The sequence below is a fragment of the Streptomyces synnematoformans genome (assembly GCF_039531005.1).
GTDB classification, from domain to species: domain Bacteria; phylum Actinomycetota; class Actinomycetes; order Streptomycetales; family Streptomycetaceae; genus Streptomyces; species Streptomyces synnematoformans.
The window spans coordinates 1-12,064 of the sequence record NZ_BAAAPF010000223.1 but is presented as its reverse complement, the minus strand read 5'-3'; the positions used below and the strand labels follow the sequence as shown (position 1 = coordinate 12,064).

11 protein-coding genes are annotated in these 12,064 nt (G+C 72.5%); 3 read left to right on the top strand and 8 right to left on the bottom strand.

The features are described from left to right. Window positions 1–256 precede the first annotated feature (256 nt). Window positions 257–1,942 carry a ribonuclease J gene (locus ABD317_RS26230; RefSeq protein ID WP_344292580.1) on the bottom strand — a complete coding sequence of 562 codons (1,686 nt, stop codon included), beginning with the start codon at window positions 1,940–1,942 and terminating at the stop codon, window positions 257–259. A 180-nt stretch (window positions 1,943–2,122) separates the two neighbouring features. Then, a complete protein-coding gene (gene dapA, locus ABD317_RS26225; protein WP_344292578.1) occupies window positions 2,123–3,022 on the bottom strand; it encodes a 4-hydroxy-tetrahydrodipicolinate synthase in 900 nt (299 codons plus the stop codon). Window positions 3,023–3,365: 343 nt separating this feature from the next. Here dapA and ABD317_RS26220 point away from each other — a divergent pair, with 343 nt between their 5' ends. Both ABD317_RS26220 and ABD317_RS26215 read left to right on the top strand, forming a co-directional pair. Further along, window positions 3,366–3,611: a hypothetical protein gene (locus ABD317_RS26220; RefSeq protein ID WP_344292576.1), complete on the top strand. Its 246-nt coding sequence runs from the start codon at window positions 3,366–3,368 to the stop codon at window positions 3,609–3,611. A 121-nt stretch (window positions 3,612–3,732) separates the two neighbouring features. Continuing rightward, window positions 3,733–4,302 (top strand): hypothetical protein, encoded by a 570-nt coding sequence (locus ABD317_RS26215; protein ID WP_344292574.1) that lies wholly within the window; start codon window positions 3,733–3,735, stop codon window positions 4,300–4,302. Window positions 4,303–4,360: 58 nt separating this feature from the next. Here the strand turns inward: ABD317_RS26215 and ABD317_RS26210 are convergent, their stop codons facing one another. The 6 genes from ABD317_RS26210 to ABD317_RS26185 form a co-directional block, all read right to left on the bottom strand. Next, window positions 4,361–4,804, bottom strand: coding sequence for a tetratricopeptide repeat protein (locus ABD317_RS26210; protein ID WP_027754883.1), 444 nt, complete (start codon window positions 4,802–4,804; stop codon window positions 4,361–4,363). 20 nt (window positions 4,805–4,824) lie between these two features. Beyond that, the gene (dapB, locus tag ABD317_RS26205; protein ID WP_027754884.1) at window positions 4,825–5,580 is read right to left on the bottom strand and encodes a 4-hydroxy-tetrahydrodipicolinate reductase; all 756 of its coding nucleotides are present in this window, start codon (window positions 5,578–5,580) and stop codon (window positions 4,825–4,827) included. Window positions 5,581–5,801: 221 nt separating this feature from the next. Then, window positions 5,802–7,199 carry a M16 family metallopeptidase gene (locus tag ABD317_RS26200; RefSeq protein ID WP_344292572.1) on the bottom strand — a complete coding sequence of 466 codons (1,398 nt, stop codon included), beginning with the start codon at window positions 7,197–7,199 and terminating at the stop codon, window positions 5,802–5,804. Further along, entirely contained in the window at window positions 7,196–9,427 is a 2,232-nt protein-coding gene (locus tag ABD317_RS26195) for a polyribonucleotide nucleotidyltransferase (protein WP_344292570.1), read from the bottom strand. The genes ABD317_RS26200 and ABD317_RS26195 overlap by 4 nt, the downstream gene beginning before the upstream one ends. 405 nt (window positions 9,428–9,832) lie before the next feature. Then, entirely contained in the window at window positions 9,833–10,120 is a 288-nt protein-coding gene (rpsO, locus tag ABD317_RS26190) for a 30S ribosomal protein S15 (protein ID WP_027754887.1), read from the bottom strand. Between the two features lie 206 nt (window positions 10,121–10,326). Continuing rightward, window positions 10,327–10,845 (bottom strand): M23 family metallopeptidase, encoded by a 519-nt coding sequence (locus ABD317_RS26185; RefSeq protein WP_344292568.1) that lies wholly within the window; start codon window positions 10,843–10,845, stop codon window positions 10,327–10,329. Between the two features lie 494 nt (window positions 10,846–11,339). Between ABD317_RS26185 and ABD317_RS26180 the strand changes: the two genes are divergently transcribed. Next, window positions 11,340–12,064, top strand: a 725-nt coding sequence (locus tag ABD317_RS26180) for a protein kinase family protein (protein WP_486389022.1), incomplete at its 3' end; no start/stop codon positions are given.

Sequence of the window (12,064 nt, the reverse complement as noted above, 5' to 3'; positions counted from 1 at the left end):
AACGGACACTTCCATCAAAGCCCTCACCGGGCTTCTCCGGGCGTTTCCCTTCGGTGTGTTCCAACCCTAACAGCTTCCGCAGGGTTGAAATGACCGCCCCTCGGGCCCTGTTGAACGGGCGCGACTGCCCTCGGGCTCGTCGGGCGGTGCTCGCAAACTTACTGGACCGTCCGGCCTCCGTGCAAATCGAGCCCGTCCCAACCCCCGCCCCGCGCAACGTCCGAGGCGCGGGGTGGGGCCGGGGCGGGTGGGGCGGTCAGACCTCGACGACCACCGGGAGGATCATTGGGCGGCGGCGGAAGGTGTCGGAGACCCACTTGCCCACCGTGCGCCGGACCAGCTGCTGGAGCTGATGCGTCTCCGCGACGCCGTCCGAGGCGCACTTGGCCAGGGCTTCCTCGATCTTCGGGATGACGGCGCGGAACGCCGCGTCCTCGATGCCCGAGCCGCGGCTCTGCATGTGCGGGCCACCGACGATCTTGCCCGTGGTGCTGTCCACCACGACGAAGACGCTGATGATGCCTTCCTCGCCGAGGATCCGGCGGTCCTTCAGCGAGGACTCCGTCACGTCGCCGACGGAGAGTCCGTCCACGTACACGTATCCCGCCTGGACCTTGCCGGAGATCTTGGCGACCCCGTCGACCAGGTCGACGGCCACTCCGTCCTCCGCGATGACGATGCGGTCGGCGCGTACGCCGGTGGCTGCCGCGAGTTCGGCGTTCGCGCGCAGGTGGCGCCACTCGCCGTGGACCGGCATGACGTTGCGGGGCTTGCAGATGTTGTAGAAGTACAGCAGTTCGCCGGCGGAGGCGTGGCCCGAGACGTGGACCTTGGCGTTGCCCTTGTGGACGACGTTGGCGCCCCAGCGGGTCAGGCCGTTGATCACCCGGTAGACGGCGTTCTCGTTCCCGGGGATCAGGGACGAGGCGAGGATGACGGTGTCGCCGGGGACGATGCGGATCTGGTGGTCGCGGTTGGCCATGCGGGACAGGGCGGCCATCGGCTCGCCCTGCGAGCCCGTACAGACGAGGACGACCTCGTGGTCCGGCAGGTCGTCGAGGGTCTTCACGTCGACGACGAGGCCGGCGGGCACGCGCAGGTAGCCGAGGTCGCGGGCGATGCCCATGTTGCGGACCATCGAGCGGCCGACGAAGGCGACCCTCCGCCCGTACGCGTGCGCCGCGTCCAGCACCTGCTGGATGCGGTGGACGTGGCTCGCGAAGCTGGCCACGATGATGCGTCGCTGTGCCGCCGCGAACACTCCCCGCAGCACCCCGGAGATGTCCTTCTCCGGCGGCACGAACCCCGGGACCTCGGCGTTGGTGGAGTCGGCGAGCAGCAGGTCGATGCCCTCCTCGCCGAGGCGCGCGAACGCGGGCAGGTCGGTGAGGCGGCCGTCGAGGGGCAGCTGGTCCATCTTGAAGTCGCCGGTGTGCACGACGTTGCCCGCGGGGGTGCGGAGGGCGACGGCGAGGCCGTCCGGGATGGAGTGGTTGACGGAGATGAACTCGCAGTCGAAGGGGCCGATGCGCTCCCGGTCCCCCTCGGCGACCTGGAGGGTGTACGGGCGGATGCGGTGCTCCTGCAGCTTGGCCTCGATGAGGGCGAGGGTCAGCTTGGAGCCGATGACCGGGATGTCCGCCTTCTCGCGCAGCAGGTAGGGCACGCCGCCGATGTGGTCCTCGTGGCCGTGCGTGAGGACGATGCCCTCGATGTCGTCGAGGCGGTCCCTGATGGTGGTGAAGTCGGGGAGGATCAGATCGACGCCGGGTTGTTCCTCCTCGGGGAAGAGCACGCCGCAGTCGACGATCAGCAGGCGACCGCCGTACTCGAAGACGGTCATGTTGCGGCCGATCTCGCCGAGGCCGCCGAGCGGGGTGACGCGCAGGGCGCCCTCCGCGAGTGCCGGGGGCGGGGCGAGTTCGGGATGGGGATGGCTCAAAGGTGTCTCCTCACCATGCGCACCGGCCGGGTCCCGGCGTCGGGCCCGGGCGGGGCGCACATGGATGCGTGCGACGGCGGCTTCCCTGAAGCCGCGCCGCGGGTTTCTCGGTATGCGGTTGTGACGTCTCGGTGCGGTGAGGGCGGCGGGTGTGCGGCGCGTACGGCTCGGGGCGTACGGCTACAGCTGCACGCCGCCGCCCTTGAGGTCCCGCTTGAGCTGCTCCGTCTCCTCCGGCGCGAGTCCGACGAGCGGCAGGCGCAGCGGGCCGCCGGGCAGCTGCTGCAGGGCGAGCGCGGCCTTGACGGTGATGACGCCCTGGGTGCGGAACATGCCGGTGTAGACGGGGAGCAGCTGCTGGTGCAGTTCGGTGGCCTTGGCCACGTCGCCGCCGGTGTACGCCTCGACGAGGGCGACCAGCTCGGGGGTGACGAGGTGGCCGACGACGGAGACGAAGCCGACGCCGCCGACGGACAGCAGCGGCAGGTTGAGCATGTCGTCGCCGGAGTACCAGGCGAGGCCGGTCTGGGCGATGGCCCAGCTGGCGCGGCCGAGGTCGCCCTTGGCGTCCTTGTTGGCGACGATCCGGGGGTGCTCGGCCAGCCGGACCATGGTGTCGGTGTTGATCGGGACACCGCTGCGGCCGGGGATGTCGTAGAGCATCACGGGCAGGTCGGTGGCGTCGGCGATGGCCTTGAAGTGCGCGTAGAGGCCCTGCTGCGGGGGCTTGCTGTAGTACGGCGTGACGGTCAGCAGGCCGTGGGCCCCGGCGTCCTGGGCGGCGCGGGCCAGCTCGATGCTGTGCCGGGTGTCGTTCGTCGAGGCTCCGGCGACGATGTGGGCGCGGTCGCCGACGGCTTCCACCACGGCCCGCACGAGTTGGGCTTTCTCCGCATCGCTGGTGGTGGGGGACTCACCGGTGGTGCCGTTGAGCACCAGCCCGTCGTTGCCTGCGTCGACGAGGTGGGCGGCGAGTCGCTGGGCGCCGTCGAGGTCGAGGGCGCCGTCGGGAGTGAACGGCGTGACCATGGCGGTCAGCATCCGTCCGAAGGGCGTCTGCGGGGTGGATGTCGGAGCCATGAGTGACACGCTACTCGCAAGAATGCCCGGAGTGCGCGCTTGGGTCGCGCGCGGTGCGGCAGGCGCGGGGGAACCCGGCACTGCCTGCTCGGGGGTTCAAGCAGTACCGGGTTCGTATCTCCAGCCTAGGCGAACTTCGCAATAACCACCATTCCAGACATTTCGCAGCGATATTCGAGCACCCCGGCGCACGGGCCGCTCCGGGCGCCGTCTGCACCTCGGTACCTTTGCGGGGTATTCGCCACATGGTCCTGGATCTGGGCACTTTACGGGACGTTCCGACGTTGTCGGGGTGGCAGGAGTCAAGTCGACAAACGCACGAGCCCCGAGGTGGTGTCCACGCATGCTTCGCCGTCGGCGTGAGCCCGTTCCGTTCGCCTCCATAGCGGAGGCCGACCGCTTCCGCGGCAACGTCCCCGTACCGCCGCCCGTGAAACGGGCCGGCATCGGCGAACTCGCCGGGCGGGTGCTGGTGGGCGTGCTGATCGTGGCGGGACTCGTCGGCGCGGTGGCGTTCGGCATCCCGGCGCTGCAGCTCGCCGACGACCCCGGGTCCGCGCAGCACACCGAGACCGTGCGGACCCCCTGACCCCGCCGCCCGCCGCCGTCCGTCCCCGGCGTCGCGGTGCCGCCGCCGGCAGCCGTCGCGGGCTGCCCCGTCCGCACCCCCGGGGTGGTGGGCCCGCCGGGGCCTCGCTAGCCTCGCAGACGTGCCACTGCCCTTTCTGACCGCCGACCACGACTTCGGAGACGTCGCCGGCGACGCCCCCCTCCCCTACGCCGACCGCGACCGCTGGCGCCGTCCGTACCGTCCGGGGCCCTGGCGGGTGCTCATGGCCGCCGTCGAGCTGCTGCTCGCCTCGTACCTGCTCTTCGCGACGGTCATCATGCTGCTCGCCCGCTCGGTCACGGGCGCGCTGACCTGCGCGGGCGTGGCGGTGCTGTTCATCGTGGCGGCGCTGCGGCTGCTCCGGGCCGGGGTGTGGGTGAGCGCGCACGGGCTCCGGCAGGTCCATCTCTTCCACACCGTCACCCTGGGGTGGGACGAGATCGCCGCCGTACACACCGTGCAGCAGCCGGTGAAGTGGCTCGGCATGCCGCGCACGGTCCAGGGGCAGGCGCTCGTCGTGACCCCGTCGGCGCGGCGGCGCGGCCGGGGTGGCGCGGGGGTGCCGCTGCGGCCGCTGCTCACGGACAACAACGCGGACTTCCTCAGCCGCCCCGAGGCGTTCGACCGGGCGGCGGACACCGTCGAGGCGTGGGCGACGGAGCTGCGCTGACGCCGTTCGCGCGGCTCGGCCGGCGCCGCCCCGGGCGGCCGGACGGCCGTACCGTCCGCTAGCCCGCCGACCTGCGCAGCGCGATCGCCCGCTGCATCGCCCTGCGCGCCCGCGGGGTGTCCCGGGCGTCGCGGTACGCCACCGCCAGCCGGAACCAGCACCGCCAGTCCTCCGGCGCCGCTTCCGTCTCCGCCTTGCGCCGCCGGAAGACCTCGTCGGCCGAGTCCCGGTCGATGCGGCCGCTGGGCATGCGCTTCAGCTCGTCCACCGGCAGCCCGCCCTCGGCCTCCAGCTCCCGCGCGAGCGCGCCTGCGGCGCGCGCGAAGGCGGTGGTCTGCCACAGGAACCACAGCCCGATGCCCGGGAGCACGAGCACGGCGACACCGAAGGCGACGGTCACCGGCGTGCCCTCGCGCAGCAGGTACCAGCCGCGGGTGCCGGCGAGGAAGAAGTAGACGAGCAGCACGGCCGACAGCACCGCGTAGGTGATCTTCGAGCGCATCAGGGGTCCAGCCGTCGCCGTCAGCCGAGGTCGAGGAAGTGTTCCAGGCCGACCGTCAGCCCCGGGGCCCGGGGCACCCGGCGGGCGGCGAGCAGGATGCCCGGCATGAAGCTGCTGTGGTGCATCGAGTCGTGCCGGATGGTGAGGGTCTCGCCGGTGTCGCCGAGCAGCACCTCCTGGTGGGCGAGGAGCCCGCGCAGCCGTACGGCGTGGACGGGCACGCCGTCGACGTCGGCGCCGCGGGCGCCGGGCAGGGCGGTGGCGGTGGCGTCGGGCTGCGGCGGCAGGGCGGCCTCGCGGCGGGCTTCGGCGATGAGGCGGGCGGTGCGGGTGGCGGTGCCGGACGGGGCGTCGGCCTTGTTCGGGTGGTGCAGCTCGACGACCTCGGCGGATTCGAAGAAGCGGGCGGCCTGCCGGGCGAAGTGCATGGTGAGGACGGCGCCGAGGGAGAAGTTCGGGGCGATGAGCACGCCGGTGCCGGGGCTGTCGGCGAGCCGGGCGCGCAGCGTGTCGAGGCGCTCGTCGGTCCAGCCGGTGGTGCCGACGACGGCGTGGATGCCGTTGCGTACCAGGAAGTCGACGTTGGCCGGGGCGGAGTCCGGGTGGGTCAGCTCGACGGCGACCTCGGCGCCGGCGCCGGTCAGCTCCGCGAGGTCGTCGTCGCGGTCGACGGCGGCGACGAGGTCCATGTCGGCGGCGGCCTCGACGGCGCGGGCGGCTTCGGAGCCGATGCGGCCGTGGGCGCCGATGACGGCGACCTTGAGGTGGGTGGTCATGCGCGTGTTACCTCCGGTGTTCGGTGGGTTGTTCCCCAACCCCGCCCCTCCCCCGAAACTGGGGGCTGCGCCCCCAGCCCCGCGCACCGCGCCTCCGGCGCGGGTGGGCGGGCCGGGGCTGCCGCCCCGGACCGCCGGGGCTCCGCCCCTGCCCCCGAGGGCGCTCGCCCGGGTGGACGGCCCGAGGCTACCGCCCCCGGCCCCACCCGCGGGCTACGCCCTCAGGCCACGGCCTCCTGCAGCGCCGTTGCCTGCCGGTCCGTCACCGGGCCTATGACGGACAGCGACGGGCGGCGGCCCAGGACGGTTGCCGCCACCTCGCGTACGTCGTCGGGGGTGACGGCGCGGATGCGGGTCAGCATGTCGTCGACCGACATCTGCTCGCCCCAGCACAGCTCGCTCTTGCCGAGGCGGTGCATCAGGGCGCTGGTGTCCTCCAGGCCCAGCACCAGAGAGCCGCAGAGCTGGCCGACGGCGCGGGCGACCTCCTCGTCGGGGAGGCCGTGCCGGGCGACGTGCGCCAGTTCCTCGCGGCAGAGCTTCAGCACGTCGGCGGCCTGCGCGGGGCGGCAGCCGGCGTAGACGCCGAAGAGGCCGCAGTCGGCGAAGCCGGAGGTGTACGAGTACACGGCGTAGGCCAGGCCGCGCTTCTCGCGGACCTCCTGGAAGAGCCGGGAACTCATGCCGCCGCCGAGGGCCGCGGACAGCACGCTCAGCGCCCAGCGGCGCTCGTCGTGCCGGCCGACGCCGGGGGTGCCGAGAACCAGGTGGGTCTGCTCGGTGCGGCGCTCCAGCAGGTCGAAGCGCCCGGTGGTGCGCAGGGTGCGGCTGCCGCCGCGGGGGGCGTGCGGGGCGGCGTCGGGGCCGTCGAGGGCGCCGGCGCGGTCGAAGGCGGCGGTGACGCGGCGTACGACGTCGTCGTGGTCGACGTTGCCCGCGGCGGCGACGACGAGCCGGGTGGGCGTGTAGTGGCGCTGGTAGAAGCGGGCGACGCGGTCGCGGGTGAGCCCCGTGACGGTCTCGACGGTGCCAAGGACGGGGCGGCCGAGCGGGGTGTCGCCGAGCATCGTACGGGCGAAGAGGTCGTGGACGCAGTCGCCGGGGTCGTCCTCGGTCATCGCGATCTCTTCGAGGACGACGCCGCGTTCGGCCTCGACGTCCTCGGCGCGGATGACGGAGCCGGTGAGCATGTCGGAGACGATGTCGATGGCCAGCGGCAGGTCGGTGTCGAGGACCCGCGCGTAGTAGCAGGTGTACTCCTTGGCCGTGAAGGCGTTCATCTCGCCGCCGACGGCCTCGACGGGCGCGGAGATGTCGAGGGCGGAGCGCGTCCGGGTGCCCTTGAAGAGCAGGTGTTCCAGGTAGTGCGTGGCGCCGCCGAGCGCGGGCGTCTCGTCGCGGGAGCCGACGTGGGCCCAGATGCCGAACGTCGCGGAGCGGACGGCGGGCAGTGTCTCGGTGAGCACGCGCAGGCCCCCGGGCAGCACCGTCTTGCGTACGGTGCCGGCTCCTTCGCCGGAGCCGGCGAGCAGGGTCGCGGTGGTGGCGCGCGGACGGGGGACGGCCCGCCCCCGGTACGGGGGGCGGGCCGCCTTCCGACTGGTGCGGGGCAGGGTCACTTCTCGGACTCGTCCCCGGACTTCCCGGCGTCGTCGCCGTCCTTCTCCTCGTTCTCCAGGACGGGGATGAGGGAGAGCTTGCCGCGCTGGTCGATCTCGGCGATCTCGACCTGGACCTTCTGGCCGACGCCGAGGACGTCCTCGACGTTCTCCACGCGCTTGCCGCCGGCGAGCTTGCGGATCTGCGAGATGTGCAGCAGGCCGTCCTTGCCGGGCATCAGCGAGACGAAGGCGCCGAAGGAGGTGGTCTTCACGACCGTGCCCAGGTAGCGCTCGCCGACCTCGGGCATGGTCGGGTTGGCGATGCCGTTGATGGTCGTGCGGGCGGCCTCGGCGGCCGGGCCGTCGGCGGCGCCGATGTAGATCGTGCCGTCGTCCTCGATGGTGATCTCGGCGCCGGTGTCCTCCTGGATCTGGTTGATCATCTTGCCCTTGGGGCCGATGACCTCACCGATCTTGTCCACGGGGATCTTGATGGTGATGATCCGCGGGGCGTGCGGGGACATCTCGTCCGGCCGGTCGATGGCCTCCATCATCACGTCGAGGATGTGCAGCCGGGCGTCGCGGGCCTGCTTCAGGGCCGCGGCCAGCACGGAGGCGGGGATGCCGTCGAGCTTGGTGTCGAGCTGCAGGGCGGTGACGAACTCCTTGGTGCCGGCGACCTTGAAGTCCATGTCGCCGAAGGCGTCCTCGGCGCCGAGGATGTCGGTCAGCGTCACGTAGCGCGTCTCGCCCTCGATCTCCTTGGAGATCAGGCCCATGGCGATGCCGGCGACCGGGGCCTTCAGCGGCACACCGGCGTTCAGCAGCGACATGGTCGAGGCGCAGACGGAGCCCATGGAGGTCGAGCCGTTGGAGCCGAGCGCCTCGGAGACCTGGCGGATGGCGTACGGGAAGTCCTCGCGGCTGGGCAACACCGGCACGATGGCGCGCTCGGCGAGCGCGCCGTGGCCGATCTCGCGGCGCTTGGGGGTGCCGACGCGGCCGGTCTCGCCGGTGGAGTAGGGCGGGAAGATGTAGTTGTGCATGTACCGCTTGCGGGTCACCGGGTTGAGGGTGTCCAGCAGCTGCTCCATGCGGAGCATGTTCAGCGTCGTCACGCCCATGATCTGGGTCTCGCCGCGCTCGAAGAGCGCCGAGCCGTGCACCCGCGGGATCGCCTCGACCTCGACGGCCAGCGGGCGGATGTCGGTGACGCCGCGGCCGTCGATGCGGACCTTGTCGCGGATGACGCGCTCGCGCACCAGCTCCTTGGTGAGCGCGCGGTACGCCGCGGAGATCTCCTTCTCGCGGCCCTCGAACTGCGGGAGCAGCTTCTCGGCGGCGACGTCCTTGACGCGGTCCAGCTCGGCCTCGCGCTCCAGCTTGTCGCCGACGGTGAGGGCCCGGGCCAGCTCGTCGCGGACGGCCTCGGTGAGCGCCGCGAGCACGTCGTCCTGGTAGTCGAGGAAGACGGGGAACTCGCCGGTGGGCTTGGCGGCCTTGGCGGCGAGGTCGGCCTGCGCCTTGCAGAGGGTCTTGATGAAGGGCTTGGCGGCGTCGAGGCCGGCGGCGACGACCTCCTCGGTCGGCGCGGTGGCGCCGCCCTTGACCAGCTCGACGGTCTGGTCGGTGGCCTCGGCCTCGACCATCATGATCGCGACGTCGCCGTCGTCGAGCACGCGGCCGGCGACGACCATGTCGAAGACGGCCTCCTCCAGCTCGGCGTGGGTGGGGAAGGCCACCCACTGGCCGCGGATGAGGGCGACGCGGGTGCCGCCGATGGGGCCGGAGAAGGGCAGGCCCGCCAGCTGGGTGGAGGCGGAGGCGGCGTTGATCGCGACCACGTCGTAGAGGTGGTCGGGGTTGAGCGCCTCGATGGTGGCGACGATCTGGATCTCGTTGCGCAGGCCCTTCCGGAACGAGGGGCGCAGCGGCCGGTCGATGAGCCGGCAGGTGAGGATGGCGTCCTCGCTGGGGCGGCCCTCGCGGCGGAAGAAGGAGCCGGGGATCTTGCCGATGGCGTACATGCGCTCTTCGACGTCCACCGTGAGGGGGAAGAAGTCGAGCTGGTCCTTGGGGTGCTTGGAGGCGCTGGTCGCCGCGAGGACCATGGTCTCGTCGTCGAGATAGGCGACGGCGGAGCCGGCGGCGAGCTTGGCGAGCCGGCCGGTCTCGAAGCGGATGGTGCGGGTGCCGAACGAGCCGTTGTCGATGACGGCCTCGGTGTAGTGGGTTTCGTTCTCCACCAGGAAATTCTCCTCGTCTGCGCCCACGCCCGTGTGGCGTGGGCCGTGAGCGGTGGAGCACCCGCGCGGCAGGCTCGGGCCGGATGAGCGGCTGAGGCCGGGCCGGTCTTCGATCGAAGCCACCGGGGTGCGCGCTCGCGCGTACTCCGAAGGCCACTACCGAGGACCGGCGCCCGCTGTCGGCACAGGTCCGGCGGCTGCGGGCGGTTGCTCCCCGTGTTCACTCTGTGCTGATGTCCTGCCGACCAGAGTACAAGTCCTCCGGGCGGCGTCTCGACGGCTGGCGGCCAACCGGTCGGTAAGGGTCCGTACGACGGACCGGCCCGGCGTCCGGGCGGGACCGGAACGCCGCGGGCATACGCCGAGGGAGCGGCTCCCGGCGGGGAGCCGCTCCCTCGTACGGTGCTAGCGGGCGCCGGCGGCGCCGCGGCGGATGCCGAGGCGCTCGACCAGCGTGCGGAAGCGGGCGATGTCCTTCTTCGCCAGGTACTGCAGGAGCCGGCGGCGGCGGCCGACGAGCAGGAGCAGACCGCGGCGCGAGTGGTGGTCGTGCTTGTGGGTCTTCAGGTGCTCGGTCAGGTCGGTGATGCGCTGGGTGAGCATCGCGACCTGCACCTCGGGGGAGCCGGTGTCGCCTTCCTTCGTGGCGTACTCGGCCATGATCTTCTTCTTGGTCGCGGTGTCGAGCGACATACTCGTTCCAACTCCTCGGGTCGGCGCCGCCGAGCGCCCCTGGTCCAGGTCACAGGGGAGCTGCGGTAACTCGGCGGGCGGGTCGGCCGCGGCGCCTCACCCGGTGGTCCCGGGGGCACTCACGCGAACCGTCCGCCAGCCTACCAGCCGCGCGGCGGCCCGCAGACCGCCGCCCGGCGCCGCCCGGCGGGGCCGGGGGGTGCGAGTCAGATCTTGACGCCGTGCTTGGTCAGGAACGCGACCGGGTCGACGGCGGAGCCGTAGTAGGGGGTGGTGCGGACCTCGAAGTGGAGGTGCGGGCCGGTGGAGTTGCCGGTCGTGCCGATCTTGCCGATCGCGGTCTTGGCGTTGACCTTCTCGCCGACCGAGACGTCGATCTTGGACAGGTGGCCGTACTGGGTGTAGACGCCGTCGCTGTGCTTGATCACGATGTTGTTGCCGTACGCGCCGCCCCAGCCGGCCTCGACCACGGTGCCGCTGTGGACCGACCGGACCTTCGTGCCCGTGGGGGCGGCGAAGTCCTGGCCGCTGTGCTTGGCGGCCCAGCGGGCGCCGCCCTGGTTGTACTTGCCGGTGACCTCGTAGTCGGCGCTGACGGGCTTGACCCAGTCGGGCTTGCTGTCGGCGCTCGCCACTCCCGCGCCGAGGGCGAGGACCATGCCGGCACCTGCGGCCAGCGTGACGGACTTGGCGACGGGGGCGGTGAACTTGGCGTGCTTCGACATTCTCGGAATTCCCTCCAGACATGGTTTCGACCCCGGCTGCGCTCCGAGGTCGCCCCACCTTGGTAACCCGCCCGATCCGGACAGACAAGGACCCTTGGTACGAGTCGGGGTCGTAGCGGCGAGTCGGGTTTTTCTGCCCCTTGCGTACCGGGACGCGCCCACCGCGAGAAGGTCCCTCAGCCGGATAAGGGAACTCTCCTGGTGGGCGTATATGCAGGTGAGAGCGGTTCATACCGGCCGTGTCCGAAGGTCCGGCGAGCCCCCCTGCCGAAAGTCCGGGGACAACAGAGTCGAAAGTCCCGGACTCCTGTCCGGTGCGCGTACTATCGCGTTTAGGATTCCTTTTCCGCCCTGTGGGGCATGCCACTCCTGGATAAAAGCGCGCGGCTTTTCAGCGGGTCTTTCTCCCCGCCCACGCGGGACCAATTACCCCCTACCGGCGCGGGATCCGGCCCGCCCCGGTAGGCTGCGTGCGCCAGTTCCTAGGAGGGGGTATGGAACCGCTGCGACTCGACGACCCCGAGCAGTTCGGGGCGTACCGGCCGGTGGGGCGCCTGGATCCGGACGCGGGCGAGATACGCCCGCCCGCCGTGCGCTACGTGGCGCAGGCGCCGGGTGGCGAACGCACCGTCCTGATCACCGCACCGCGTCCCGAGGCGACGGCCGCCGACCACGGCCACGCCGGGCGCTTCCGCGCCGCCGCCGCAGAGGCCCAGCGCCTCGCGGGCACGGGCGGCCCGTGGCTGGCGCCCGTGGGCGAGCTGTCGGCCGCCGGCCCGCCGTGGTGGGCGATGCCGTACCGCGAGGCGCTGCCGCTGCCCGCCGCGCTGGACGCACAGCAGGGGCCGCTGCCGGAGCGCACGGTCTGCGCCCTGGGCGCCGCGCTGACCGAGACGCTGGCCGCGCTGCACGCCGCGGGGGTGGCGCACGGGGGTCTCGATCCGACGGCCGTGCTGCTCACCGGCGACGGCCCGCTGCTGACCGGGTACGGCGCGGTGAGCGCGGCCGGGGCCGACGGCAGCCCGCGGGAGGGCCTCGCCGGGCTCGTCCCGGAGTTCCTGCCGCCGGAGCAGGCGGCGGGCGGGCGGCCGCGGCCGCGGGGGGACGTGTACGCGCTGGCCGCGGTGCTCGTGTACGCCGCGACGGGCCGGGCGCCCGGCGACCGGGGGGCCGGTCCCGGCGGCGATCCCGGGTACGGGGCCGATCCGGACCCGTACGC